This is a genomic window from Rhodobacter sp. P2_H5 (assembly GCF_056403335.1).
Map to the genome: position 1 here is coordinate 13,224 of NZ_JBFUFS010000018.1, position 25,325 is coordinate 38,548.

Here is a 25,325-nt window from a genome sequence, read left to right on the forward strand (position 1 = left end):
GACATTCGTTTGGCCGGTTCAATGCGATAAGATGGCAGAGTTGCGCCCAAGCCATGTTTGTAGCGGTATCGCGCTATAGGCCGCTGATCCAAGCCCGGCAAGGGGGGCGGCGATCAGCCTGTCTTCAAGCCAGAGCGCGGGGGAGGCCAGCAGGGCGGCGCGCGGCAGGCCGGTGGCGCGCCAGTCGGGGCATTGGAGGAGGCCCTCTGCCGTCAGGGCGCCAATCTCGGCCCCCTGTGGTCTGGGTCCGATGATCCGCCAACGCCCATCCCAGACGGCGGCTTGGGTGCGCGGCGCTGCAGCCCTGGCCTCGCGCAGGGCGCGCAGGCCCTTGGGGGTGACGATGAAGCGGCACCCGGCCAATGTCGCCGCCTGCCCCGACGCCAGCCGCTGTGCCAGAAAGCCAATCTGCGCCCCGCGCGGGGCATAGGCGGCGGGGGCGATCCACAAGAGGATGCGGGTCAGTAGCCGGCGCTGGGTCTCTGACGGGGCCTGCCAGAGCGCGGGCAGGATCAGGACAGTGCCGGCCTCGGGGATCAGGCAGCGCGCGGCCCAGTCATCGGCCAGAGCATCCAGCGCCTGCCGCGCTTCGGCCAGATGGGATGCGACCTCGGCCAGGCGGGCGGGCGTCAGGCCCATCGGTTCCAGCAATGGCAGGACCTGACGCGCCTTGATCCGTTCAAAGCGCAGGTTCTGGTTGGAGGGGTCTTCGGCCCAGGTCAGGCCCCGCGCGCTGAGCCAATGGCGCAGATCGGCCCGCGCCAAGCCCAGCATCGGGCGCACCCAGGTCACCCCACTCTCGGCCCAAAGCGCCGACATCGCGGCCAGGCCATCGACCCCCGCGCCGCGCGCCAGCCGCATCAGGAAAGTTTCGGCCACATCATCGCTGGTATGGGCCAGGGCAATCGCGTCGATCCCCTCCGTCCGCGCCCATTCGGCCATCAGCCGGCGCCGGGCCTTGCGCGCCTGATCCTGCAGGTTGCCGGTCCGGTCCCAGCCCTGCCAGAGAAGCGTCTGATGTGTCAGGCCCAGCGATTGCGCCACGCGAGCGACCATCGCGGCCTCGGCGGCGGAACCATCCCGCAACCCGTGATCCACCGTCACCACGGCAGGCTTGAGCCCAGCCTCCACCGCCAGATGCAGCATCGCGGTGGAATCCCCGCCGCCTGAGACGGCGAGGGCCAAAGAGCCGGTCTGCGTCAGCCCGGCCCGCTCAAATCCCGCCAGAAGGCGAGCGGGCAGATCCGTCAAGGGCAGCCCTGCGCCGCCATGGCGTTCCTGGCATTGGCCTCATCCGCCGAGCCGGGGAAGCGTTTGCCAACTTCGGCGAGCGTCACGCAAGCCTCGGGCCCCTGCCCCAGCTTGCCCAGCGACTGGCCGAGCTTGGTCAGCGCCTGACCGGCCAAAGGCCCGGTCTGGCTGGCCGAGAAGCTGTCGAGATAGGCCCGCGCCGCATTGGCGGTGTCGCCGGTCTGGCTAAGGGCATCCCCGCGCAGCAGGTCGGCTTGCGGGACTAGGGGGCCCCCGGGGTAGGCCTGGGCATAGGTCTTAAAGAGATCCGCGGCGCCAGGAAAGTCACCGGAATCGAGCACCCCCTTGGCCCGGTCGAAATCTGCTTTTTCATTGACGGTCATCTCGACCCCGGTATCGGCGGGTGCGGGGGCCGGGGTGGTGTCGGTGCCCGGGGCGGGCGCCGTGGTCGTGCCGTCCGCCGCAGGCTTGGGCTTCGGCTTGGTCGCGGTGCCGGCACTGCTGCTGGCAACGCCCTTGGCCATGCCACCCAGATCGGGCGTCGCGGGCAGGCTGGCGGGATCACAGCCCTCGGTCTGTTCGCAAAGGCGGAACTCGATATCCCCGATCCGGTTGGTGCCATCGGCGATCACCGCGTTGACCTTCTGCTCGACCTCTTCGGTCTTGGCGGTCAGCTTGGTCAGCTCGGCCTCGATGGAATCCATCCGTTGCAGGGCGTCACCCCCGGCGCTGCCATTGGTGGCGGCGCCAGTGGTCACCAGCTCTTTCTTCAGCGACAGGAATTGTGCGGCCAGCTGCGCCAGCTCGGCCTTCACATCGGCAAGCGACTTGGCATCCTGCGCGGCGGCAGGAAGCGGCAGAAGCAATGTAGCAGCCAGAAGCCAGCGCATCATGACCTTACGACCCCGAACCCATCGAGAGGACGGTCACGGCGCGACGGTTCTGCGCGTAGCAGCTTTCCTCCGAGCAGATCGCGATCGGGCGTTCCTTGCCGTAAGACACGGTCTGCATCCGCTTGCCGGAGATCCCTTGCGAGATCAGATAGTTCTTGACCGCGTCGGCGCGACGGGCGCCAAGCGCGATGTTGTATTCGCGGGTGCCCTGTTCGTCGGCATGGCCTTCCACGATGATCGCATATTCCGGGTTGGTCTGCAGCCATTTGGCCTGACCGTTCAGCGTGGAGCGCGCGGTGTCAGACAGGGTGGACTGGTCGACGAGGAACAGCACGCGGTCGCCGACGGTCTGGTTGAAATAGGCCACCGAGGTCGGGTTGGACGGATCGCCGAGGCCCGAGGTCGTCACCCCGTTGCCGCCCACGCCATTGGCGCCATTGGCCCCGTTGGCACCCAGATCCCCGCCAGCACCGCCAAAGCGGTCGGGGTTACGGCAGGCCGACAAGGCGAGGGCTGAGACGATCAGCAACACCTTGACGGGAATAGCAAAGCGAAACGACATGGGGGTTTTCCTTGTTCTTGGCGGCTCGATGGCCGGGAATATAACAGCTTTGCCGCAGTCTGTTAACAGGTTGGCTGTGAGCAGACTGCGGCAGCTTATCAGGGCAGGAGAGGCGACCACGAGGGGTCGGAAGCGGAACCGGGCGTTGGCACCTGATGCAGGTTGCGCCCCGAGACATCGATCGAATAGAGCGTCGCGGAGCCCGTCGCACCGGGGCTTTCGCGGGTGAACATGATCACCCGACCGTTCGGCGCCCAGGTCGGACCCTCATCCAGAAAAGAGGCGGTCAGCAGGCGTTCGTCCGTGCCATCGGTGCGGATCACGCCGATGTAGAAGCGGCCATCCGCGATCTTGGTGAAGGCTATCAGGTCGCCGCGCGGGCTCCAGACCGGGGTGCCATAGCGCCCCTTGCCCGAAGAAAGCCGCGTCGCCTCGCCGCCACCCGCCGGCATGATGTAGATCTGCTGCTGGCCCGAGCGGTCGCTTTCAAAGACGATCTGGCTGCCATCCGGGCTGAACGAAGGTGCGGTTTCGATCGAGGGGGCATTGGTCAACTGCTTCAGCGCGCCACTGTCGATGTTGAGTGTGTAAAGGTCCGAGTTGCCGTCCTTTTCCAGACTGAAGACCACCGTATGACCATCCGGCGCAAAGCGCGGCGCGAAGGTCATCGAGCCGGGCTGTTCATCCAGCACCTTGGTCGCGAGGTTGCCGGTGTTCATCACATAGATGCGCGGAAAGCCCGAGGCATAGGAGGTGTAAAGGATGCGGTCACCGCTCGGCGAAAAGCGCGGCGCCAGCACGATCGACTTGCTGTCGGTCAGGTACTGCACATTGGCGCCGTCGTAGTCCATCACCGCCAGCCGCTTTTGCCGCGCGTCCTTGGGCCCGGATTCCGAGACGAAGATCACCCGACTGTCGAAATACGGACCCTCACCGGTGATGCGGCTGTAAGCGGCGTCTGCCACTTTATGCGCCATGCGCCGCCAGCTTTTGGCAGAGCCGGCAAACTGCAGCCCATCACCCAGGGGCTGGCCCGAGGCCACGTCGTACATGCGGAATTTCACCACCAGCTTGCCGCCCGTGGATTGCACAGCGCCTGTGATCAGCACCTGCGCACTGATCGCCTGCCAGTCGTTATAGGCAATCGGAGCGTCAAAGCCGGAGATCCCGCTGATATAGGCCGAAGCAGGAATTTCCCGGAAGAGCCCGGTACCACTCAGGTCATCCGCGACCACGCGCGCCAGATCGTGCGCTGCCTGGGTAGCCTCGCCGTTCAATGCCTGAAAGTCAGGTACCGCATAGGGCATCGGCTCGATTACCGGATCGGTGAAGGTGATGTGCGGCTCTTCTGCCTGCGCGGCAGCAGCCGTCATCAGGCCGAGGCAAAGCGCAATCGGCCCAAAAAAGCGGGATAGGGAATGGCGTTGTGTCATTCGGTCCTCGTGGCATAAGGGCGGGCGGGAAAACGGGCGAATTGGGCAAAGGTCAGCATCAGCGCAACTTTCCTTGGCTCGCGTCAAAGGTGAACAGCATGGATTTCCAAGTGTCGTATTTGTCGGCGGGCAGGCCAAGCCCCAGGGTCGCCCCGCGATAGACGGCGCGTTTGGCGGCCTCGAAGGCCTGTTTGGCTGCGGACTGGCTACCGCCAGAGAAATCCACCATCTCGACCGACAGAACCTTTTGCTCCGGGCTCAGTTTGACGCGCATGGTCACGGTGATCTGGCTGGCCTCGGTCGAAAGCGAACCGATGTTCCACAGCGGGCCGATCACATGGCGGAGGTTGTCAACCTCGCCGGAATTGAGCGCGGCACCCAGGGCCTGATCGCCCGAGCCGCCGCTGCCGGATGTCGACGGCGCCGCCGCATCGGCCGAGGTGGGTGACGTCGCATCTGCCAGCGCCGCATCGATCGCCGCCTGATCGGCGGCGCTGCCGGCGGCATCCGCCTTGGCCTTGGCATCGGCAGCCGCCTTGGCCGCTGCGGCCTTGGCGTCCGACTTGGCTTTGGCGTCGGCTTTCGCCTTGGCGTCAGCTTTCGCCTTGGCATCCGCCTTGGCCTTGGCGTCCGCCGCAGCCTTGGCGTCCGCTTTTGCTTTCGCATCCGCCGCGGCCTTGGCATCCGCCTTGGCCTTGTCATCGGCGGCCTTGGCATCGGCTGCGGCCTGGGCGTCCGCCTCTGTCGTATCCGGCTCGGTCGGATCTGCCGCAGCCGTATCGGTCGCGGTGGGGTCGGGCGCGTCGGGTGCGGGGCGGGACGGCGGGCGCGGGCTGGAAGTGGGCGCCAGCTGCGGGGCGGGCTCGGTCGTGGGTTTGGCGTCCGGCACCACCGCCGTCACCGTCTCGGGCGGCGCTGCGGCGGGTTTGTCAGGCACCGGGGTGGCATCGGGCGTGGGCGTATCGCTCTTTTCCGGCACCGGCGCGTCGGCGACCTTGGGCTGGTCAGGCGCCTCCACCGGGGTCGAGGCGACCCGGTCGGCCGGGCGCGGCGCGGGCTTGATGTCCGAAGGGGCCACCGGCAGCGGTTGCGGCGTGTCGGAAGGCGGCGTCACCGGATCAGGCGGCGTCTCGACCGCAGGAGTCGGCGTCGGGTCGGGCTGCGGCGCGGGTTTGGGCTTGGGCGCCGGTTTCGGCGCGGCAGGCTTCGGCGTGGGCGCCGGCGGCACGGCATCGGGCTTGGGCGCATCAGGTTGCGGCGCATCCGGCTTGGAGGCATCCGCCTTGGCGGCATCGGCCTTGGCCGCATCAGACTTTGCAGGCGCCGAGGCCTTCGGCTGCGCTGCGGGCTTGTCCGCCGCCTCGCTCGCCTTGGGGGCGGCGGCATTCAGCGCGTCAAACTCGGACGTGGTCAGCAAGGAAACCTGCGTGACCTGAATCTCCGGCGTCTCGGAGGACCAATGCAGGAAGCCCCCGAGCAAAGCCCAGAGGATCAGGCCCAGATGCCCGATGCCCGAGATGATGAGACCCTTCTTCATCAACAGGTCCTAGTTGCTGCCGTCGAACTTGGGGCCACCGGGATCGGTCACAAGCCCGATGTTGTTGAACCCGCCGGCATTCAGCGCCCCCATCACCTGCGCCACCCGCATATAGGTGACCGCACCATCGGCCCGCACGAAGACCTTGTCGGACTTGCGCTCGGCCGCGATGGCTTTCAGCTTGGGGATCAGTTCCGCATCCGCGATCTCGGTGGTCTGCAGCATGATCAGACCATCCGACGTCAGCGTGATGGTCAAAGGTTCTTCCTGTTCGGTCGGCATCGCATTGGCGGCGGTTTCCGGCAGCTTGACCGGCACCCCCACCGTCAACAGCGGGGCGGCCACCATGAAGATGATCATCAGGACCAGCATCACGTCGACAAAGGGCGTGACGTTGATCTCGCTCATCGCGGCGGCGCGGCCACGGTGGCGGCGGCGTCTGCCCCCACCCCCGCCTGCGGATTTCATGACCCCTGCACCCATGGCTCAGGCGTCCAGCTGGCGCGAGAGGATGGTGGCGAATTCGTCGGCAAAAGCCTCGTAGCCGCCAAGGATATGCTCGCTGTCCGAGTTCAGCTTGTTGTAGAACACCACCGCCGGGATAGCGGCGATCAGGCCGATGCCAGTGGCCAGAAGCGCCTCGGCGATGCCGGGGGCCACGACGGCGAGGTTGGTGTTCTGGCTGATGGCAATCTCTTCAAAGGCGTGCTTGATACCCCAGATCGTGCCGAAGAGGCCGATGAAAGGTGCCGTTGAACCGGTCGTGGCGAGAAAGCTCAAACCCTTGTTCAGGCGTTCGGATTCGCGGCTGATGGCGACATCCATCGCCCGGTCGATCCGGGCCTGTGCCCCCGCGATCAAGCCGCCGTCCTGACGGTGGCTGCGCCGCCATTCCAGCATGCCGGCCGAGAAGATCTTCTCTGACGATCCCTCGGGCTGGCTGCCGATCTTTTCAAACAGCTCGTCCAGCGGCTCGCCCGACCAGAAGGCGCGGTCGAACACCGCCGCTTCCTTGCGTGCGGCGCGGAACAGGATGTGCTTCTGGATGATGACGGCCCATGACCAGAAGGACATGAGCATCAACCCCGTCATGACGATCTTCACCGTCAGGGTTGCGCGGATGAAAAGGGCAAGCAAAGAAAAATCAATCGCCGGCGCTGCCGCCGCTGCCGCAAGTGCTGTCTGGTCCATTACGCCTGCTCGTTATCCTGGGGTCTTTTGCCCCGTGTTAGCGGTGATTCTATATGGATTTAAGGGGGAATGCCAATAGTTCAGCGACAAGCGGCGCATTGTTGCCGCCGCAGTAACAAAATTTGCGCAGCTTTCTTTAAGATTTCGGGGGTTTTGCCTGCAGAACGGGCCCTAAACCCGCAGGGCCGCGATCAATTCGGCTGGCATGCGCGAAGCAGCCCCGGCCGCGTTCAGGCAGACCAGCGTCACCCGGGCGAAAAACAGGCGAGTCTCACCGCGCAGCACCGTCTGATCCAGCACCAGCCGCGCGCCGGTCTGGCTGTGGCGTGCTGTCTGCACCTCCAGCACGTCGTCGAACAGGGCGGGGCTGAGGTAATCGGCCTCGACCCTTCGGACGGCGAAGACAAGGCCGCGTTCGGCGCGCAACCGGGTCTGGTCCAGCCCCAACCCGCGCACCCATTCGCTGCGGGCGCGTTCGATGAACTTCAGGTAATTGGCGTAATAGACGATGCCGGCAAGGTCGGTATCCTCGTAATAGACGCGCAAGGTAAAGCTGTGGGGCTGCATGGCGCCAAGGTTAGGCCCTCACCCCGCCTTCAGCAAGTCCTGCAACTGGCCGGTCACGGTGGCGATGCGTTCGGCCAGGATCGAGGTCTCCTCGGCCAGGCGCGAGACCTCATGCGCCACGAAGCCGAAGCTGGCACCCGAAGGCCCGGCGCGCCCCGCCTCAAGCCGCGCGTTAATCGCAAGGATGCGCAGGGTGCGCAGCACCTCGACAATCGGCACGGTGTTGCCCAGCAACAGCCGTGCCTTGTCAGAGATCGCTTCCAGCATCTCGATGTTGCGCATCTCGGCCCGGCGGGTGGCGTCACTGTCCATCACCGCCCCCTCCAGGTACAAAAGCTCGTCGCCGTCGAAGACCCCGCCCCCCACCTCGCGCACCCAGAGCGCGCGGCCATCGGCACGCAGGATGCGGTAATCCACAGCCCAGTTGGTCCGCGTCGCCAGCGCCTGATCCACCGCGGCATAGACCGGGTCCAGATCATCGGGATGGGTCATCGCGGCGTAGGAGCGTTGTTCCGGCCCGGTGAAGGCCCGCGCCTCGCATCCGGTCAGCGCCGCGACATCGCCCGCCATGAACAGCATGGAATAGGCCTTGTCGTTGCGACAGCGGTAGAGAAAGCCGTTCATCCGGTCGATGATGCTGCGGATGATCAAGGTTTCGCTGTTCTGGTCATCCAGCATGACACGGGCCCCGCTGCGTTTCTTTCCGGCAGACCCTAGCGATGCGCGGTTAATCAGAGCTGAAGATTCTGCGCAATCAGCCGGCCATACAGCCGCAAGGCATGCGAAGGGTCCGTGGCGCAGGCCGGCAGCACCGGATCATAGCCGGCGCGGATCAGGCCGGCGATCTCGGGGCGCAGGGCAACCGCGCCGCCAAGGCGCGCGAGGGGCGAGGTGCCCGCAAAGGCGCGTTCCGACCACAGGACGATGACCTGCGCCATCTGCGCCAGGGCCAGATCCTCGGCGGGCAGATCCGCCAGGGCGGCATCCATGCGCAGGAAGACGAAGCACGCCTTGATCGCGCCCTGCGCATCGAAGCGGAACAGGCGGTACTGGTTGGCATTGGCCGCAGCCAGCCTGTCGCAAAGCGGCCCAAGTTCCGGCACGATGCCGTCCAGCCCCGGCACCTGCGGCAGTTCGGCCCAGTCGCGCAGGAAGAAGACCATCAGGTTGGCGCCCAGTTCGGCGTCCGTCTCGGCCATCTTGTGCCCGGCGAGGGTGACGACCGCCTCGATCGCGCCCTTCACCACCTCCAGCGTCTTGTCCTCGACACCGAAGACCACCGGAACGATGGGCCGGCCCCAGCGGGCAAAGAGGTATGACCCGTCGGACCGGGTGAAAAGGGCGGCGATCTGTTCTGGCGTCATGGGCTAACTCGTCAGGAAGTGGGGATCTCGGCCAGGACGCTGGCGCTGTCGGTGATGCGGGCGAAAGAGGTCAGGTTGGCCAGCGACATCTCCAGCACCATCTCTGCCGGGACGGTGCTGCCATCGCGCAGACGGCGCGGAAAGTTCACCAGCGCATCGGCCACCACCGTGGTGCGAAACCCGAGGTTGCCCGCCATCCGCGTCGTGCTTTCGACGCACATGTTGGCCTCGCCGCCGACCACGACCAGCGATGTGACCCCTTCCTTGCGCAAGAGATCCTCCAGCCCGGTGCCGATGAAGCCCGAGGAGCCGTGCTTGATCACCACCGCCTCGCCCGCGCGCGGCTGAACCTCCGCCATCGCGCGCGACAGGGGGTTGGCGGGATGAAAGCCATCGTCCGGATCGTCGCCATGGTGGTGGACATGCACCACGCCCAGACCCGCCGCGCGGAAGGCGGCCAGAAGCGCGCCCGCCACCTGCGGCGCATCGGGGTTGGCCCAGGGCCAGCCGGCATCCCGCTCGGCGCGCATCGCCTCCTGCAGGTCGATCACCAGAAGGATTGTGTCTTGCATTGCTCCGTCCTCCTCCCCGTTTGGCGGCGCTGTCAAAGCCCCTTGCCCCGACAGCGCCCGCTCGTATCAGGCGCCGAGGAAATCGCCCTTGCCGATCTCGACCCCATTGCTGCGCAGGATGTTATAGCCCGTCGTCATGTGGAAGAAGAAATTCGGCAGGGCATAGGTGGCGTAGTATTGCGGCGCCGGGAACGTGATCTCGCGCGGGCCGGCCTTGATCGTGATCATCCGTGCCTCGGCACCCTCATAGGCGCTGTCGGGGATCGAGGTGATGAAGGCGATGGTCTTGGCGATCCGCTCTTTCAGCTCGGCGAGCGTGGTTTCGGTATCGGCGAAGGACGGCACCTCCATCCCGGCCAGACGGGCGCTGGCACCCTTGGCGTGGTCGGTGGCGATGGTGATCTGGCGCCAGAGCGGCAGCATGTCCGCGATCAGCCGCAGCTGGGGGATCACCTCGGGCTTGATCTTCCTGGCTTCGGCAAAGGCCTCGGCCTTGTCGAGGATCTTGGACAGCGCGGTCAGCGAATGGACAAAGGCGGGAACCGGGGATTGCATGTTTTCCTCCTGGGAAGGTCTTGCGGAACGGTGCGCCGACTGATGGCACCAATTGCGGGCGTGTGGAAGGGGGCGGCCCTCACATCCGCGCCATGCGCCCGCGTGGTCACTGGCGCTGGAAGAAGTCCCAGGCATCGGCGGCCAGCGCCGGGCCCGCGTCATAGTACCAGTGGCCGTGGCCGGGGATCACTTCCAGAGTCACCGGGCTGCCCCTGGCTGCGATCCCCTGCGCCGAAGCGCGCACCGCCGCGAGGGGAAAGGTCGCGTCCCGGTCGCCAATCTGGATCAGATAGGGCCGTGCGGGCGCGTGGTGCGGAGCGCCGCAATCCTCCAGCGCCCCGGCATGAACGGCCACGGCCCGCGCGGCAAAATCCGTACACTGGCCCAGATAAAGCGCCATATTGGCCCCCGAGGAATGGCCGTAGACATAGACAAACGCCGGATCAAAAGGCGCAGCTTGCGCGGCCTGCGCCAGAAGGGCGGTCAGAAACGCCGGCCCATCCTCGGCCGGGTTCCAGCCTCGCAGATCCCGCGCATCGGGCGCGAGAAGCATGGCCCCCTGCCCCGCCACGCCCTGCCACATGTCCAGCATCGCCCGCCCGTCGCGCCCCGAGCCGTGCAGCAGCAGGACCAGCGGCGGCAAGCCGCTGCCCGTGCCCTGTGCAGGCAGCAGGTAGTACCGCCGCTCCGCCCCCGCGAAGGCGAAAGTGTGAGGCGCAAAGCGGTGCGCCGGGGGCGTGTAAACGGCGCCCTCGTGTTCTGCCGGACTGGCAAGATCGGGGCGCGTCACTTCGACCATCGGGCCGGGCGCCACAGGCCAGACCAAAGCCTGAAGCCGTGCGGCAAGACCGGAGTCCCCCGTCACCAGCAAGAAGCCGAGGACCGCGACAAGGGCAAGCGCCAGCCCGCGGATCATCGCGGCCCCGCGGCGTTACGCGCCAAGGCACCAGCGCATGATGGCCTTTTGCGCGTGCAGCCGGTTTTCCGCCTCGTCAAACACCACGGAATGCGGGCCGTCCATGACCGAGGAGGTCACCTCGTCATTGCGATGCGCGGGCAGGCAATGCATGAACAGGGCATCGGGCTTGGCATGGGCCATCAGGGCCTCGTTGACCTGATAGCCGCGCAGCTGGTTGTGGCGGCGCTCCTTGGCGGATTCCGGGTCGTGCATCGACACCCAGGTGTCGGTCACCACCAGATCGGCGCCCAGGACGGCGCGGGCCGGGTCCCGTTCGATCTGGATATCCGAGCCGCGGGCGCGGGCGAAATCGACGAACTTCGCCTCGGGGTCGAGGGTTTCCGGCCCGGTGAAGGTCAGATCAAAGCCGAACTGGCCAGCGGCATGGATGAAGCTGGCGCAGACGTTGTTGCCGTCGCCCGCCCAGACCACCTTGCGCCCGGCGATCGGGCCGCGGTGTTCTTCATAGGTCATGATGTCGGCCATGATCTGACAGGGATGCGTGCGGTTGGTCAGGCCGTTGATCACCGGCACCGTCGCATGTTCGGCCATCTCCAGAAGGGTGGCTTCCTCGAAGGTGCGGATCATGATGAGGTCGACGTAGCGCGACAGGACGCGCGCCGTGTCGGCGATGGTCTCGCCGTGACCCAGCTGCATCTCCTTGCCCGACAGGACCATGGTCTGCCCACCCATCTGGCGCACGCCGACGTCGAAAGAGACGCGGGTCCGGGTCGAGGGCTTTTCGAAGATCAGCGCCACCATGCGCCCGGCCAGCGGTTGGTCGTCATCCGGGGCGCCTTTCGGGCGGTCGCGGCGCGCGGTCTTCATCGCATGGGCCGCGTCGATCATGTGCCGCAGGTCTGCCGCGTCGGTCTTGTGCAGGTCGAGGAAGTTTTTCATCTCAGTCTTTCTTGCAGGCCGCCGGAAGGGTCCGCCCCCCGGGCCTCTTGGGATATGTGCGAAGGCCTTGGGCCGGAGATCCGGCCGGTAAAGCGCAAGGCTAGCGCTGTCTTGCGGCCAGCGCCACTCGCAATCCTCAGGTTTTACAGCGAAGTTCGCGCTGTTGCGGCGGTTTTTTCGCCCCCTGCCCCGGCAGGGCCGCCGCGGCGCGGGTCAGGGAATCGCCTTGTCCAGCGCCTCGGCCAGCATTTTGGCGACTTCGCGGTGCAGCCTCGGACCCGGCAAACGATGCGCGGCGCGGCGATCTTCGGGGGCAAAGACCATGCCGCCCAGATCCCGGCCCGGCGCGGTTTCGCCCTCGCGCACCACCGCCTCGACATAGAGCCGGGCCAAGGGGCGCACGGCGGCCAGCATCTCGGCGTCGATCAGCAAAGGGTCCCGGTCCATCCGGGCGCGCCGCCCGACCTGCGGCGGCGGCTGATCGGCCACCCAGAGCAGAAGCGTCCGCTTGGGCAGCCGCGCCATCAGCTGCGCCATCCGCGCAAGCCAGGTGCTGCGCAGCTCATCCGCCAGCACCTCGAACCGGTCGGGCGAGCGTTCCTGCAGCGTGAACAGCAGATGCCGGGTGAAGGTAAACTCGGTGAAATCGACATCGCGGAACAGGGTTCTCAGCATCGGCGTCGGCCCGAGAAAGCGGTCGTTGCGGCGCGGATGCACCTTGTAATAGCGGTTCGTGAGGTTGCCCGCGCCCAGCACCTGCAGCACCACAGCCTCCGCTCCGGCGGCAATCTCGGTCAGGCCCGGCTCGGACAGGTAAAGGTCCAGCCCGGCGTTCGACCAGCCGAGGTTGACCGCGCCATAGCCCACCTCTTCCTCGACCAGGTCGGGGAAAGGATCGGGGATGAACTTGCCATAGGTTTCATTGCCGCCCAGAAAGGCGACATAAGGCCGGTCCAGCGACCGGCGCGGCCCGCGAAACGTCAGGCCGGACGTGCCGTAATGGCACGGAAAATAGTCTAAAGCGCCCTCGCTTGCCAAAGCATAGGCCATTGTACCCACCCGATTTTTTACACACCCATCGCCGAGATTGCCCGATTCCTCTTTCCAAACGGCTAATGGCCGGGTTTGGCGCAAATTGTCCATGTTTACGCTGCAGTGCAGCGGGCTTGCCGATGCGGCGGGGCGGACGTAAGGTGATGGCCAGCTTTACGGGGGACGACATGGCCATTCAGCTTGTGGGAATTGTGGGCGCGGGACAGATGGGCAACGGGATCGCCCATGTCTTCGCGCTGGCGGGCTATGACGTCGTGATGAACGACATCAGCGCCGAGGGCCTGACCAAGGCCATCGCCACCATCGACCGCAACATCGAACGCCAGGTCGCCCGCGGCAAGGTCACGGCCGAAGCCAAGGCCGCGGCCATGGCGCGGATCAGGACCACGCTGGACATTGCCGAGATCGGCCCCTGCGATCTGATCATCGAGGCCGCGACCGAAAAGGAAAGCGTCAAGCAGGCGATCTTCGACAGCCTGGCGCCACACCTCGCGCCGCAGACCATCCTGACCTCGAACACCTCGTCGATCTCGATCACAAGGCTGGCCAGCCGGACCGACCGGCCAGAAAAGTTCATGGGCTTCCACTTCATGAACCCGGTGCCGGTGATGCAGCTGGTCGAGCTGATCCGCGGCATCGCGACCGACCAGCCGACCTGGGACGCCTTGCACGAGGTGGTGGCCAAGCTTGGCAAGACCGCCGCCAGCGCCGAGGATTTCCCCGCCTTCATCGTCAACCGCATCCTGATGCCGATGATCAACGAGGCGGTCTACACGCTCTATGAAGGCGTGGGCAACGTGAAGTCGATCGACGAGTCGATGAAGCTTGGCGCCAACCACCCGATGGGCCCCTTGGAGCTGGCCGATTTCATCGGGCTCGACACCTGCCTTGCCATCATGAACGTGCTGCACGACGGATTGGCCGACACAAAATACCGCCCCTGCCCCCTGCTGACGAAATATGTCGAGGCGGGCTGGCTCGGCCGCAAGACCCAGCGCGGCTTCTACGACTACCGCGGCGACGTGCCGGTGCCGACCCGATAGCCGACTTGCCAGAAACCGGGCGATAGATTAATTTTGTTCCGTATTTAGCGAAATTCTTCGACACCCAGGCGTTCTGACGGGAGGTTAATCATGCCTATTGGTCAATATATCATTTCGCGCGTCGATGGCGGCCTGACCCATGCGCAGGCGGTTGCACTGGCCTCGGCGCATGGCGGCACTTTGGCCGCTGTCACCTCGGCCGAGGAGAACAGCCTCTTCCTCAGCTTTCTGGCGCAGGACGACCTGCTGTGGGGCGGCGAGCCGCGTGACAACGCGCGCAACGGCCCCTGGATCGGCCTGACCCAGGCTGCGGGCAGCAGCGAACCCGGCGGTGGCTGGGGGTGGGATACCGGCGAGACCTATTCCTACACCGCCTGGCACGCGGGCCAGCCCGATAATTTCATCAATGATTCCTATGCGATCTACTGGGACGACAACGGCTCGATCGGCTGGGCGGACCACGTCAACGACCCGATCGGCGCTGGTTACGGCCCGGTGATTTCCGCCGCGATCGAGGTTGCAACTTCGGTCAAGGCGCTGAATGGCACCACGGGACATGATTTCATCTGGGGCGGCGCGATCGGCAACGTGATCAAGGGCCTGGCGGGCAATGACATCATCCAGGGCAACGGCGGCTGGGACCGCCTGCTGGGCGGCAATGGCGCCGACAATCTGGATGGCGGCGCCGGGAAAGACAGCCTGACCGGCGGGAATGGCGCAGATGTTCTGACCGGCGGCACCGGCGCTGACGCCTTCATCTTCCTGTCCGGCGCCGAGTCGCGCCCCGCTGCGGCATCGCGTGACCACATCACCGATTTCAACCCCGGCGAGGGGGATCGCATCGTCCTGACCGCCTTCGATGCGGTGCCCGGCGGCGGGCATGATCCGCTCAGCTTCATCGGCAATCACGCCTTCACCGGCACCGGCCAGATCCGCGCCACGATCCATGGCACCGAGACCTGGATCGACATCAACCTCTCCGGCGACACCGCGGCAGAGATGCGGATCGTGCTGGATACCGTGCTGACGCTCGACGCTTCGGCCTTTACCCTGTGACGCCGCGGCGGATCACCTGAAGCCGGTCGGTGCGGGCCACCGCGCCGTCCTCTTCCACCGAACAAAGCACGCCGCGCAGGCGCAGCTCTGGGTGGCCGGGCGCGTCGATGAAGGCGCGGGCGTCGGTGCCGTAGCGGACCTTCCACTTCACGCAGGCCTCGTTGAAACGGTCAGAGACGCGCAGGACGGCCGTTCCAGCCCGGATCAGCGTACCGACGGGCAGGTTCTCCAGCGAACAGTCCAGATCGGCCACGATCGGGTCGCCGGGATGCGGCGTCCCCTCGCGGTCGCGCCAGACCAGATCCATCACCCGCTGAGGCAGGATCGAGACCTGGATGCGCGGGTCGGGCGAGCCGTCTTCAAGCTTGAGCCAGGGCGCCGTCATCCAGCGTTCGCCCGGGATGCCTTGGGCGCGGGTCATGGTGATCCGCTCCGGAAAGTGCCGCTCGCCATAGCCGGGGCGCAGGCAGAGCGAATGGATCGGCGCATCCGTCTTGGGTGCCGCCGCGATATGCGGCAGCGCGGCCATCAGTTCCGCCATCGTCACCTGCATCAAAGCGCCCCCAAGAGGGCGGCGGTCGGCCAGCCATCGGCGGGCATGCCCAGACGCTCCTGCTCTTTCTGCACGGCGGCGCGGGTGGCGGCGCCCAGAACCCCGTCGATCTTGCCGACATCATGGCCGCGCTTGGAGAGTTTCTTCTGCAAGGTGGTCATCTGATCGGGCGACAGCGCCGGGTCCGGCGTCCCCGCGCTATAGCCCGAGGCGCCCTCGATCCGCGTCGCGAAATAGGCGGCGGTCGTCACATAGACGAAGCTCTTGTTCCAGTTGAACAGGACCTTGTAGTTTGGATAGATCAGAAAGGCCGGCCCCTTGCGCCCCTGCGGCAGCAGAAGCGAGGCTTGCAGATTGGCAAGCCTCCCCTCCTTGGCCTGCACCCCCATCGCCGCCCACTGGCTGGTGGGCAGCGTGGTATCCAGACCCGACTGCGCCCAGTCGAGATCGGCCGGTACCTTGACCTCCTGCAGCCAGGGTTGCCCGGCCTGCCACCCGTAAAACTGCAGCATATGCGCCGCCGACAGGATCGAGTCGGCCGCCGAGGTCTTCAGCGTGATCTTGCCGTCGCCGTCGCCATCCTCGCCGCGCTCCAGAATGTCACGCGGCAGCATCTGCACCATGCCGATCTCGCCCGCCCAGGCGCCCTTGGTCACTCCGGGCGAAAAATCACCCTTCGCGGTCAGGGCGATGGCGGCCAGAACCTGCGGCTGGAAGATATCCGGGCGGCGGCAGTCATGCGCCAGGGTCACCAGCGCGTTACGGGTGTCGAAATTGCCCTGCACCTGGCCGAAGTCGGTCTCGAAGGCCCAGAAGGCCAGGATCACCCCGCGCGAGACGCCGAACTTCTTCTCCGCCGCGCGGAAGGCGGCATCGTATTTCTTCGAATAGATCGCCGCGTTCGAGATCCGGCTCTTGCTGATCAGGGCCTGGCTGAACTCCAGAAACGTCTTGCGGAAAAAGCTTTGCCCGCGGTCCGACTTGATCACGGCGGGGTCAAGCTGCGCCCCGTCCAGAAAGGCGTGGATGGCGCGGTCGGGCAGGCCCTGGGCCTTGGCCTCGGCGCCCATGCTGGCCAGAAAATCCTGAAAATTGCCGCCACAAGGCGCGGCTTGGGCTGGCGAAAGGCCAAGTGCGGTGCAGGTCAAAAAGGCGAAGAGGGGCAGACGCATGAAAAATCCTCCGGTTACGCGGCGAGGCTAGCGGATTGCCCGGGCGGAGGAAACCGGCAAGGCGCCCCGCACTGCGATCCTGGGCTGTGGCCCGCCCGCCACGCTACCTTCGCAAAAATGATACGCCCTTCTGACACCTTGTTTTTAACACCTGACGCGCCAGACTGTTGGTGAGGGAGAAGATCATGCTGGAATATCTGCCGAAAGAACTGAGCGACGGTCTGGAAATGGCACGCAAATCCAAGGAGCGTCGCAAGTCGCGCCTGCGGATTCAGGTCGGTGAGGCGGTGTTTCCGGTGTTGCGCTTCTGGCACGACGGCTTCGTGCTGGATGGCGCCCTGGCCCCGCACCTGCGCGGGCTGGTCGATGTCTATGACGGCGACCGCCACGCCTTTCAATGCCTGATCATGGCAACGAATACCGAAGGCGATGAAATCACCTGCGAATTCAAACGCTTGACCCCGGTGACCGACAAGGCGCCGCTGGATTTCTGGCTCGATCCCACGCTGCCTGTCGGTCTTTTGCCGAAGAACTGACCTGCTTTATTGCAGGTCTTTGAAAGCCTCGGTCAGGCGGGCAACCGCCTCGACCACCTGGGCATGCGGCATCGCCAGATTGAAGCGCAGATGGCTCTCGCCGCCCGCACCGAAGGGCGCCCCCGCGTTGGTGGCGATTCGCGCGCCCTTGGCAACCCGGGCGCAATATTCCTCCGTCGTCATGCCGGTGCCCGAGAAATCGACCCAGGCGAGGTAAGTCGCCTGCAGGGGCGAAGATTTCAAACCCGGAATCGCCGCAATTCCCGCATCGAAGGTCCGGCGGTTCTGGTCAAGATACACATTCAGCGCATCGACCCAGGCCGCGCCCTCGGGCGAATAGGCGGCGGGCACCATGTGCATCCCGAAGGCGTTGGGCGAGATCCCCATCTTCATCATCACATTGGCAAAGCGCGCCCGCAGACCCTCGTCCGCAATGATCACATTGCCGATATGGGCGCCGGCGATGTTGAAGGTCTTGGTCGTCGCCGTCATCATCACCAGACGGTCGGCAATGCCGGGAATATTGGCCATGACGTGATGCTTGTGGCCCGGCATCACGATGTCATGGTGGATCTCGTCCGAGACGAGGATCAGGTCGTGCCGCTTGCAGAAATCGGCGATGCCCTTCAGCTCCTCCAGCGTCCAGACGCGGCCCCCCGGGTTGTGCGGCGAGCACAGGATCATCATCTTCTCCGCCCCGGTCATCTGCGCATCCCAGGCCGCGAAGTCCGGCACCTGCAGCCCGTCTTCCAGCTTCAGCTTGCATTCCACCACCTTGCGGTCGGCGGCTTTGATCACCCGAGCGAAAGCGTGATAAACCGGCGTCATCAGCACGACGCCATCGCCCGGCTTGGTGAAGGCGTCGATGCACAGCGCGGTGCCGTTCACCAGACCATGCGTCGTGAAGATGTGGCTCTTGTCGAGGCTCCAGCCGTGCCGCGTCTCCATCCACCAGCGGATCGCTTCCAGATAGGCCGCGTCATCGCCGAAATAGCCATAGACGCCATGGGCCACCACCGCCTCCAGCGCCCGCTGCACCGAGGCCGGCGGGCGGAAGTCCATATCGGCCACCCACATGGCCAGACCATCCCCAGAGGGCACACCATAGAGTTGCTCCATGCTGTCCCATTTGACAGAATGGGTGCCAAGGCGGTTGATGATCGTGTCAAAGTTGGGCGCGGCTTTCATTTCATGGTCCTTTATGGAGTATTTTATTCCAAGTACATCATCACAAACGGGAAGTCTTCCCGATATTTTACAACATATTGGAATCTGTTTCCAAATTACCGAATTTGGCAGAATTTCATTCCTGCCTGTCGAACCTCTTGCGCCAAACCCGGCCAAACCGTAAATCCTGCTGCATGATCCGCCCCATCCTGATCCACCCCGATCCGCGCCTCAAGAAGCTTTGCGACCCCGTGGCGCAAGTCACCGAGGATTTGGCGAAACTGGCCCGCGACATGCTCGATACCATGTATGACGCGCCCGGAATCGGGCTTGCGGCGCCGCAGGTCGGCGTCAACAAGCGCCTGATCGTGATGGATTGCATGAAGCTGCCGGAAACGCCGCGCCCGCTGATCCTGTTCAATCCGGCGGTGACCTGGTCCTCCTCCGAGCTTTCGACCTACGAGGAAGGCTGCCTGTCGATCCCCGACCAATATGCCGATGTCGAACGCCCGAACATGGTGACCGTCACCTGGATGGACGAGACCGGCGCCGCGCGGGAGGAGACCTTCTCCGGCCTCTGGGCCACCTGCGTGCAGCACGAGATCGACCATCTGAACGGCAAGCTCTTCATCGACTACCTCGGCCTGATGAAGCGCCAGATGATCACCCGCAAGATGGAAAAGCTGAAACGCGAGATAGCGCGCGGCGAAGGGCGAGGCGACCACAAGGGCGACCCTCGCGGCGACCATGGCGGCCCCGCGCGTGGCCCGCGATGAAGCGTGCCATCCTGCGCTGGCCGGACGCGCGCCTGTCGACCGTGGCCGCCATGGCCTCGGTCGATGACGCGACCCTGACCCTCGCACGCGACATGCTGGAGACGATGTATGACGCCGAAGGCCGCGGCCTCGCCGCCCCCCAGGTCGGCGTGCTGTCGCGGGTCTTCGTGATGGACGCCAGCTGGAAATCCGGCGACGCCGCGCCCGAGACCTTCATCAACCCCGAAATCATCTGGCGCTCGGACGAACAGGTGCCCAGCACCGAGGGTTGCCTCTCGATCCCCGGCATCCTGACCGAGGTAAGCCGCGCCAAGGAGATCATCCTGCGCTGGATGACCGAAGACGGCGCCATCGCCGCGCAAAAGCTGACCGGCTTCCGCGCCATCTGCGCTCAGCACGAGATCGACCACCTCGACGGGATCGTCACCCTCGACCACCTGTCGCCCGAGGCCCGCGCCCGGGCCGAGGCGGTGCTGCAATGATCCGTCCTTGTGTGCCCTGGCCGGCGCAGGTCCTGCGGACTGTCGCCGCCGACGTGACCGAAATCACCCCCGAAGTCCGCGCCATCTGGGCCGACATGGTCGACACGATGGAGGCGATGCCGGGCTATGGCCTCGCCGCCGTGCAGATCGGCGTCCCCCTGCGCCTCGCCGTGGTCGACAGTTCCGAGGAACGCGGCAAGGCCGTGCTGATGGCCAACCCGGTGGTCCTGCACGCCTCCGGCCAGATGCGCACCCATGAGGAGGCCAGCCCCAACCTGCCCGGCGTCTCTGCGGTGATCAGCCGCCCCCGCGCCGTGACCGTCCGCTACCTCAATGCCGAGGGCGAGATGGAGGAGCGCGACTTCGTCCACCTCTGGGCGACCTCGGTCCAGCACCAGATCGACCATCTGGCCGGCAAGATGTATTTCGACCACCTCTCGGGCCTGAAACGGTCAATGCTGATCACCAAGTCCGAGAAATTGCGGAGGCGGACATGAGGATCACCTTCATGGGCACGCCCGATTTTTCGGTGCCCGCGCTGAAGGCCCTCGCTGCGCAGCATGAAATTGCTGCGGTCTACACCCAGCCGCCCCGCCCCGCCGGACGCGGCAAGGCCGACCGGAAAAGCCCCGTCCAGCATTGCGCCGAAAGTCTACGCATTCCGGTATGTTACCCCGCTTCGCTGCGCAGCGAAGAGGCGCAGCATGACTTCGCTTCGCTGCGCAGCGAAATCGCCGTTGTCGTGGCCTATGGGCTGATCCTGCCCCCCGCCATTCTCGCTGCACCTAGTCGCGGCTGCCTCAATATCCACGCCTCCCTGCTGCCCCGCTGGCGCGGCGCCGCCCCCATTCACCGCGCCATCATGGCCGGCGATGCCGAGACCGGCGTTTGCATCATGCAGATGGAAGCCGGCCTCGATACCGGCCCCGTCCTCTTGCGCGAATCCACACCGATCGGCCCCGAGGATACCACCGCCGACCTGCACGACCGCCTCTCCGCCATGGGCGCGCGCCTGATCGTTCAGACCCTCGCCACCCTGCCCCTGTCCGCAGAAACTCAGCCCACCGAGGGCGTCACCTACGCCGCCAAGATCGACAAGGCCGAGGCCCGCATCGACTGGACCCGCCCCGCGGTCGAGGTCGACCGCCAGATCCGCGGCCTCTCCCCCTTCCCCGGCGCCTGGTGCGACGTGGCGGGCGAGCGCCTGAAACTCCTGCGCTCCCGCCTCGCGGACGGCACAGGCTCCCCCGGCCAGGTCCTGCACGGCCTGACAATCGCCTGCGGCAGCGGTGCTGTCGAAGTGCGGGAGGCCCAGCGCGAGGGCAAGAAACCCAGCGCCGCCGCCGACCTGCTGCGCGGCTTCGCCCTGCCCGATCATCTGAACTGATCCTGACAGGATCTGACAGCACTCCCCTGCTAGTCCGGTGGGCGGAGGTGTTTCAATGTCAGACAAGAACCATTGGGTCGTCACCGCATCCGCCGACCATGCCGCACGCGGCATGGCGGAAGGGATCGTGCAGGCCAACCACGGCAAGGACGCGGCCCTTCGGCGGATGAGGCCGGGCGATGGGGTGGTGGTCTATTCGCCCCGCACGACCTTTCCCGACGGCCCGCCTTTGCAGGCCTTCACCCTGATCGGCCGGATCGCCGAGGCGGCCCCCTTCCCGCATGATGTGGCGGGCCATCTGATGTGGCGCCGCCCCGTTTTGTGGCAAGAGGCGAACCTCGCCCTGATCCGCCCGCTTTTGCAGGAGTTGGAGATCACGCGCGGCCTCGCCTCCTGGGGCATGGCCTTCCGCTATGGGGTGGCCAAACTCTCCGACGCTGATTTTGCCCGGATTGCGCGCGCCATGACGGGCGGAGACCCCATAGCGTGATCGCGCCAGAACGCGCTACTTGCGGCGCTTGTGTTCTTCCAGCCGCGGCATGATCTCGACAAAGTTGCAGGGCCGGTGGCGGTAGTCGAGCTGGGCTTGCAATATCTCGTCCCAGGCATCGCGGCAGGCCCCCGGCGAGCCGGGCAGCGCAAACAGATACTTGCCCCCCGCCACCCCGCCCGTCGCCCGCGACTGCACCGCCGAAGTGCCGATCTTCTGCATCGAGACGATGGTGAAGACCGTACCAAAAGCCTCGATCTCCTTCTCGTAAACGTCGCGGTGCGCCTCGACCGTCACATCGCGCCCCGTCAGCCCGGTGCCGCCGGTCGACAGGATCACATCGACCCCCGGATCCGCGATCCAGGCCCTGAGCTGCGCGGAAATGGTGGCGCGGTCATCCGGCACAATCCCCCGCGCCGCCAGAAGATGCCCCGCCCCGGTCAGCCGTTCGACCAGCGTATCACCCGAGCGATCCTCCGCCGCGGTGCGGGTATCCGACACAGTCAGCAACGCAATGCGGACCGGGATGAAATCTTTCGTCTCGTCAATCCGGCTCATGTCTCATCCCCGTTGCAGCAAGGCCAGCCTCAGCGCCAGCCCGGCAAAGATGGCAGCAGATGCAAGCGAGAGCCAGAGCGACCTGCCCGCCCGCACGCTACAAACACGAATTCATGACCTGCAACCGGTCTGGGCCAAGGCACTGCACGCCTTCAAGCTCAACAGGTCCTTGACCGGCGTCAGGGCCGCAGGGAAGAAGGACAACAGAGAAGGCTAACGGGATCCTTGCTGGTCATCCAGATCGGGGAACTCGGCCCCGCAAACGGTGACAGGTAAGTGAGCCTGGGAAACATAGCGCGTGATTTCGGCCCGGTTCGATTGAAACTTGCTAACATTTGGCCCGAACAAGCTGAACAATCGACTACAGGAGGGTTCCATCGCATTCGGCGTGAGGAGCGCGCCAGCAAGGTCCTCGGGGCGTCTGGGCGGGACGGCATTCTTGGCAAAATGATCGACCAGTAAATAGAACATTGAAGAGATTTCAGCCTCTTGCGCCATGTCACCTTCTGGGGCGCATCTGGAGAAACGTCGCAGCGTCGCAGCAATTTCCAACAGGCGGCACCCCATGTCCTGGCCCTTGGAGGCAAGATTCACACTGATGCAATCCTCTCCTTGGCTTCCACGACATTTTGTTGTGACACCATCACCCAGATCGATCCATCGATCGACCGAACCATTGCGAGCGATCAAATTGGTCTCAGCATGGTGCGTCTCGAGGAGCAAGGCATAGTCCACCAGGGGCTGGACGTCCGCCGAGGCCGATTGTGCCAGAACTGTAAAGACGAGAAGCCATGCTCTCATTTCAACCTTGCCTTCAGGCTCAGCAAATCCGCCCAGGCCTCGCGCTTGGCGGCCGGATTGCGCAGCAGATAGGCCGGGTGGGTCATCGGCAGCACGGGCTTGCCCAGAGCCTGGGACCAGGTGCCGCGCAGACGCAGGATGCCCTTCTGGTTCAAGAGGCACAGGCAGGGCGTGTTGCCCATGGTCACGATCACATCGGGGTCGATCAGCGCGATGTGACGCTCGACAAAGGGCCGCATCATCGCGATTTCCTCTGGCTCGGGGTCGCGGTTCTGCGGCGGGCGCCAGGGCATGACATTGGTGATATAGAGCGCCGAGGCAGGATCAGGCGATTGCCGCGACAGGCCGATCGCCTCGAACATCCGGTCCAGAAGCTGACCCGCACGGCCAACGAAGGGCAGCCCCTCCTGATCCTCCTCGCGCCCCGGCGCTTCACCGAGGATCAGCACCCGCGCTTCCGGGTTGCCATCGGCAAAGACGGTGTTGCGGGCGCCCTTCTTCAGCTCGCAATGCTCAAAGGCGGTCAAAGCCGCCCGCAAATCCTCCAGCGTCTGCGCAGCCGCAGCCGCAGCCTGCGCCACCGCGACCGGGTCCAGCTTGGGCGCCTCCACCACCGGCGCCGCCTTGGCCGGCAGCGCCACGGCCGGACGCTCCAGCCGTTCGGGCAGGTCATAGCGGTTGACCGGGTCTTCCTGCACCCAGTCGCCCACCCCCATCTCGGCCTGCCAGTCCAGCGCCGCCAGCGCCGCCTGCCAATGCTCCGGCGCCATGATGTCGTGATTGATTCCCATGCGCCGCAGGGTAGGCCGCGGCCCCGGCCAGAACAACCCGGCATGCGACAGGTTCGCTTGCCCCCTGCCCCCATGTTTGGCATAAGCCGGAAAACCGAAGGAGAGCCCCATGACCTTCCGCGCCCGCCATCTGCTTGGCATCGAGCAGCTTGACCCCTCCGAGATCATGGAAGTGCTGGATCTGGCCGACCGCTATGTCGATCTGAACCGGCGCACCGTCAAATCCTCGGACGTGCTGGCGGGCCTGACGCAGATCAACATGTTCTTTGAAAACTCCACCCGGACCCAGGCGAGTTTCGAACTGGCCGGCAAACGCCTCGGCGCGGATGTGATGAACATGTCGGTGGCGCAAAGCTCGGTCAAGAAGGGCGAGACGCTGATCGACACCGCCCTGACCCTGAACGCGATGCGGCCCGATCTTCTGGTGGTGCGGCACCCGTCGTCGGGCGCGGTCAACCTGCTGGCGTCAAAGGTGAATTGCGCCGTCTTGAACGCGGGCGACGGGCGGCATGAGCATCCGACCCAGGCCCTGCTCGACGCCCTGACGATTCGCCGCGCCAAGGGCCGCATCCAGCGGCTCACCGTGGCGATCTGCGGCGACATCGCGCATTCCCGCGTGGCGCGCAGCAACCTGATCCTGCTCGGCAAGATGGAAAACCGCCTGCGCCTGATCGCGCCGCCGACCCTGATGCCCCCCGGTGTGCAGGAGTTCGGCTGCGAGCTTTACGACAACATGAAGAAGGGCCTCGAAGGCGCCGACGTCGTGATGATGCTGCGCCTGCAGAAGGAGCGGATGGACGGCGGCTTCATCCCCTCCGAGCGCGAATATTACCACCGCTACGGTCTTGATGCCGAAAAGCTCAAGCACGCCAAGCCCGATGCCATCGTGATGCACCCCGGCCCGATGAACCGCGGGGTCGAGATCGACGGCGAGATCGCCGACGACATCAACCGCTCGGTCATCCAGGAACAGGTCGAGATGGGCGTCGCCGTCCGCATGGCCTGCATGGACCTTCTGGCGCGCAATCTGCGGGCGGAACGGGGGCGGGCGGCGGTCGGGGTGATGGTGTGAAAAAACCGATGTCCGACGCAAGGATCGGCGGCATGGTGGCCACGGCGGCCCTGCTGGTGATCTTCGTGATCACCGGGCTGGTGGTCTGGTGGGGGAGTTGAGCGTGGCGGCAGGAGTCAATCTTCCGCCCGAAATTCAACTTCAACCAGGAGAAGTCTTGCTTCGACAAGCCGCCTCTGCCCTTGAATCCAGATGGTATTTGGGACCCGTCCTTGGCATGCTCTTGATTGGGTTCGGGATGGATCTCGTAATGTCGCCTCTTCAGACGGCCGCGCGAGAGCCGTTCTTTTTCTCACGCTATTTTGCGATTCCGCTCGTGATATTCCTGCTCCTCAGGCTGATATGGACCTCACGATACTACCTGACAAACCAGAGAGTTATCGCTCTTTCCGGCCCGCGATGGGCCAAGCCGACCCTGCACGAAATGCCCGTCGCTGGCTGCAGAACAAAGTGGTTCAATAGGTTTGGCCTGACGGTGCAGTCTCCCCAAAACGGCACCCTTCGCCTAGCTTATCTGGGGATGACAGACGCAAACAGTTTCGCTTACGACATCAATCGGCTGGGCCAAGCGAACCTTACTATCCCCACATTCATGACGAGAAGTT

Annotated in this window: 30 protein-coding genes; 9 read left to right on the top strand and 21 right to left on the bottom strand. The window is 65.3% G+C overall.

Annotated elements, in window-relative coordinates; genetic code table 11:
* Nucleotides 1-18: 18 nt before the first annotated feature.
* The 15 genes from tilS to AC1DVR_RS19130 all read right to left on the bottom strand — a co-directional run bounded on the left by tilS (nucleotide 19) and on the right by AC1DVR_RS19130 (nucleotide 12,833).
* A complete protein-coding gene (gene tilS, locus AC1DVR_RS19060) occupies nucleotides 19-1,251 on the bottom strand; it encodes a tRNA lysidine(34) synthetase TilS (RefSeq protein ID WP_478002191.1) in 1,233 nt (410 codons plus the stop codon).
* A complete protein-coding gene (ybgF, locus tag AC1DVR_RS19065) occupies nucleotides 1,248-2,144 on the bottom strand; it encodes a tol-pal system protein YbgF (protein ID WP_478002192.1) in 897 nt (298 codons plus the stop codon). Before ybgF ends, tilS begins: the two co-directional genes overlap by 4 nt.
* Nucleotides 2,145-2,148: 4 nt before the next feature.
* A complete protein-coding gene (gene pal, locus AC1DVR_RS19070) occupies nucleotides 2,149-2,706 on the bottom strand; it encodes a peptidoglycan-associated lipoprotein Pal (RefSeq protein ID WP_478002193.1) in 558 nt (185 codons plus the stop codon).
* Between the two features lie 98 nt (nucleotides 2,707-2,804).
* On the bottom strand, nucleotides 2,805-4,139 hold the full coding sequence (gene tolB / locus AC1DVR_RS19075; RefSeq protein WP_478002194.1) for a Tol-Pal system beta propeller repeat protein TolB: 1,335 nt from the start codon (nucleotides 4,137-4,139) through the stop codon (nucleotides 2,805-2,807).
* Nucleotides 4,140-4,197: 58 nt separating this feature from the next.
* Nucleotides 4,198-5,676, bottom strand: coding sequence for a cell envelope integrity protein TolA (gene tolA, locus AC1DVR_RS19080; RefSeq protein ID WP_478002195.1), 1,479 nt, complete (start codon nucleotides 5,674-5,676; stop codon nucleotides 4,198-4,200).
* A 9-nt stretch (nucleotides 5,677-5,685) separates the two neighbouring features.
* A complete protein-coding gene (gene tolR / locus AC1DVR_RS19085; RefSeq protein ID WP_478002196.1) occupies nucleotides 5,686-6,159 on the bottom strand; it encodes a protein TolR in 474 nt (157 codons plus the stop codon).
* A gap of 3 nt (nucleotides 6,160-6,162) precedes the next feature.
* Nucleotides 6,163-6,867 carry a protein TolQ gene (tolQ, locus tag AC1DVR_RS19090; protein ID WP_478002197.1) on the bottom strand — a complete coding sequence of 235 codons (705 nt, stop codon included), beginning with the start codon at nucleotides 6,865-6,867 and terminating at the stop codon, nucleotides 6,163-6,165.
* A 171-nt stretch (nucleotides 6,868-7,038) separates the two neighbouring features.
* Nucleotides 7,039-7,434, bottom strand: a complete 396-nt coding sequence (gene ybgC / locus AC1DVR_RS19095; protein WP_478002198.1) for a tol-pal system-associated acyl-CoA thioesterase — start codon at nucleotides 7,432-7,434, stop codon at nucleotides 7,039-7,041.
* A gap of 18 nt (nucleotides 7,435-7,452) precedes the next feature.
* Nucleotides 7,453-8,112 carry a PAS domain-containing protein gene (locus AC1DVR_RS19100; RefSeq protein ID WP_478002199.1) on the bottom strand — a complete coding sequence of 220 codons (660 nt, stop codon included), beginning with the start codon at nucleotides 8,110-8,112 and terminating at the stop codon, nucleotides 7,453-7,455.
* A gap of 53 nt (nucleotides 8,113-8,165) precedes the next feature.
* Complete coding sequence (locus AC1DVR_RS19105) at nucleotides 8,166-8,798, bottom strand: hypothetical protein (RefSeq protein ID WP_478002200.1); 633 nt, start codon at nucleotides 8,796-8,798, stop codon at nucleotides 8,166-8,168.
* Nucleotides 8,799-8,809: 11 nt separating this feature from the next.
* Nucleotides 8,810-9,370, bottom strand: a complete 561-nt coding sequence (locus AC1DVR_RS19110; RefSeq protein WP_478002201.1) for an isochorismatase family protein — start codon at nucleotides 9,368-9,370, stop codon at nucleotides 8,810-8,812.
* Between the two features lie 66 nt (nucleotides 9,371-9,436).
* Nucleotides 9,437-9,925 (bottom strand): DUF1993 domain-containing protein, encoded by a 489-nt coding sequence (locus tag AC1DVR_RS19115; RefSeq protein WP_478002202.1) that lies wholly within the window; start codon nucleotides 9,923-9,925, stop codon nucleotides 9,437-9,439.
* A gap of 106 nt (nucleotides 9,926-10,031) precedes the next feature.
* The gene (locus tag AC1DVR_RS19120; protein WP_478002203.1) at nucleotides 10,032-10,841 is read right to left on the bottom strand and encodes a dienelactone hydrolase family protein; all 810 of its coding nucleotides are present in this window, start codon (nucleotides 10,839-10,841) and stop codon (nucleotides 10,032-10,034) included.
* Between the two features lie 15 nt (nucleotides 10,842-10,856).
* Entirely contained in the window at nucleotides 10,857-11,783 is a 927-nt protein-coding gene (gene argF, locus AC1DVR_RS19125) for an ornithine carbamoyltransferase (protein WP_478002204.1), read from the bottom strand.
* Nucleotides 11,784-11,996: 213 nt separating this feature from the next.
* Complete coding sequence (locus AC1DVR_RS19130; RefSeq protein WP_478002205.1) at nucleotides 11,997-12,833, bottom strand: DUF6473 family protein; 837 nt, start codon at nucleotides 12,831-12,833, stop codon at nucleotides 11,997-11,999.
* 170 nt (nucleotides 12,834-13,003) lie between these two features.
* On the opposite strand from AC1DVR_RS19130, the gene AC1DVR_RS19135 reads away from it, so the two are divergent.
* Both AC1DVR_RS19135 and AC1DVR_RS19140 read left to right on the top strand, forming a co-directional pair.
* Nucleotides 13,004-13,879, top strand: coding sequence for a 3-hydroxybutyryl-CoA dehydrogenase (locus tag AC1DVR_RS19135; protein ID WP_478002206.1), 876 nt, complete (start codon nucleotides 13,004-13,006; stop codon nucleotides 13,877-13,879).
* Between the two features lie 90 nt (nucleotides 13,880-13,969).
* On the top strand, nucleotides 13,970-14,935 hold the full coding sequence (locus AC1DVR_RS19140; protein ID WP_478002207.1) for a M10 family metallopeptidase C-terminal domain-containing protein: 966 nt from the start codon (nucleotides 13,970-13,972) through the stop codon (nucleotides 14,933-14,935).
* On the opposite strand, the gene AC1DVR_RS19145 is transcribed toward AC1DVR_RS19140, so the two are convergent.
* Nucleotides 14,925-15,488: a hypothetical protein gene (locus AC1DVR_RS19145; protein ID WP_478002208.1), complete on the bottom strand. Its 564-nt coding sequence runs from the start codon at nucleotides 15,486-15,488 to the stop codon at nucleotides 14,925-14,927. The two genes, AC1DVR_RS19140 and AC1DVR_RS19145, sit on opposite strands and share 11 nt — an antisense overlap.
* Nucleotides 15,488-16,660 carry a lytic murein transglycosylase gene (locus AC1DVR_RS19150; RefSeq protein ID WP_478002209.1) on the bottom strand — a complete coding sequence of 391 codons (1,173 nt, stop codon included), beginning with the start codon at nucleotides 16,658-16,660 and terminating at the stop codon, nucleotides 15,488-15,490. The genes AC1DVR_RS19145 and AC1DVR_RS19150 overlap by 1 nt, the downstream gene beginning before the upstream one ends.
* Before the next feature lie 185 nt (nucleotides 16,661-16,845).
* Here AC1DVR_RS19150 and AC1DVR_RS19155 point away from each other — a divergent pair, with 185 nt between their 5' ends.
* On the top strand, nucleotides 16,846-17,196 hold the full coding sequence (locus AC1DVR_RS19155) for a hypothetical protein (protein ID WP_478002210.1): 351 nt from the start codon (nucleotides 16,846-16,848) through the stop codon (nucleotides 17,194-17,196).
* A 6-nt stretch (nucleotides 17,197-17,202) separates the two neighbouring features.
* Here AC1DVR_RS19155 and AC1DVR_RS19160 read toward each other — a convergent pair whose 3' ends face one another.
* Nucleotides 17,203-18,384: a MalY/PatB family protein gene (locus tag AC1DVR_RS19160; RefSeq protein WP_478002211.1), complete on the bottom strand. Its 1,182-nt coding sequence runs from the start codon at nucleotides 18,382-18,384 to the stop codon at nucleotides 17,203-17,205.
* A 173-nt stretch (nucleotides 18,385-18,557) separates the two neighbouring features.
* Between AC1DVR_RS19160 and def (AC1DVR_RS19165) the strand changes: the two genes are divergently transcribed.
* From def (AC1DVR_RS19165) to AC1DVR_RS19185, 5 genes are read left to right on the top strand one after another with little or no spacing between them, the layout of a single operon-like run.
* On the top strand, nucleotides 18,558-19,139 hold the full coding sequence (gene def, locus AC1DVR_RS19165; RefSeq protein WP_478002212.1) for a peptide deformylase: 582 nt from the start codon (nucleotides 18,558-18,560) through the stop codon (nucleotides 19,137-19,139).
* A complete protein-coding gene (gene def / locus AC1DVR_RS19170) occupies nucleotides 19,136-19,621 on the top strand; it encodes a peptide deformylase (RefSeq protein ID WP_478002213.1) in 486 nt (161 codons plus the stop codon). The genes def (AC1DVR_RS19165) and def (AC1DVR_RS19170) overlap by 4 nt, the downstream gene beginning before the upstream one ends.
* Nucleotides 19,618-20,118: a peptide deformylase gene (def, locus tag AC1DVR_RS19175; protein WP_478002214.1), complete on the top strand. Its 501-nt coding sequence runs from the start codon at nucleotides 19,618-19,620 to the stop codon at nucleotides 20,116-20,118. Before def (AC1DVR_RS19170) ends, def (AC1DVR_RS19175) begins: the two co-directional genes overlap by 4 nt.
* Nucleotides 20,115-21,008 (top strand): methionyl-tRNA formyltransferase, encoded by an 894-nt coding sequence (gene fmt, locus AC1DVR_RS19180; protein WP_478002215.1) that lies wholly within the window; start codon nucleotides 20,115-20,117, stop codon nucleotides 21,006-21,008. The genes def (AC1DVR_RS19175) and fmt overlap by 4 nt, the downstream gene beginning before the upstream one ends.
* A gap of 55 nt (nucleotides 21,009-21,063) precedes the next feature.
* Nucleotides 21,064-21,498 (top strand): EVE domain-containing protein, encoded by a 435-nt coding sequence (locus AC1DVR_RS19185; protein ID WP_478002216.1) that lies wholly within the window; start codon nucleotides 21,064-21,066, stop codon nucleotides 21,496-21,498.
* 15 nt (nucleotides 21,499-21,513) lie between these two features.
* Here the strand turns inward: AC1DVR_RS19185 and moaB are convergent, their stop codons facing one another.
* From moaB to AC1DVR_RS19200, 3 genes are all read right to left on the bottom strand, one after another.
* Nucleotides 21,514-22,056, bottom strand: coding sequence for a molybdenum cofactor biosynthesis protein B (gene moaB / locus AC1DVR_RS19190; RefSeq protein WP_478002217.1), 543 nt, complete (start codon nucleotides 22,054-22,056; stop codon nucleotides 21,514-21,516).
* A 213-nt stretch (nucleotides 22,057-22,269) separates the two neighbouring features.
* Nucleotides 22,270-22,857: a hypothetical protein gene (locus tag AC1DVR_RS19195; protein WP_478002218.1), complete on the bottom strand. Its 588-nt coding sequence runs from the start codon at nucleotides 22,855-22,857 to the stop codon at nucleotides 22,270-22,272.
* Nucleotides 22,854-23,648 (bottom strand): uracil-DNA glycosylase, encoded by a 795-nt coding sequence (locus AC1DVR_RS19200; protein ID WP_478002219.1) that lies wholly within the window; start codon nucleotides 23,646-23,648, stop codon nucleotides 22,854-22,856. The genes AC1DVR_RS19195 and AC1DVR_RS19200 overlap by 4 nt, the downstream gene beginning before the upstream one ends.
* Before the next feature lie 109 nt (nucleotides 23,649-23,757).
* Between AC1DVR_RS19200 and AC1DVR_RS19205 the strand changes: the two genes are divergently transcribed.
* Nucleotides 23,758-24,720 (top strand): aspartate carbamoyltransferase catalytic subunit, encoded by a 963-nt coding sequence (locus AC1DVR_RS19205; protein ID WP_478002220.1) that lies wholly within the window; start codon nucleotides 23,758-23,760, stop codon nucleotides 24,718-24,720.
* Nucleotides 24,721-25,325: the final 605 nt, after the last annotated feature.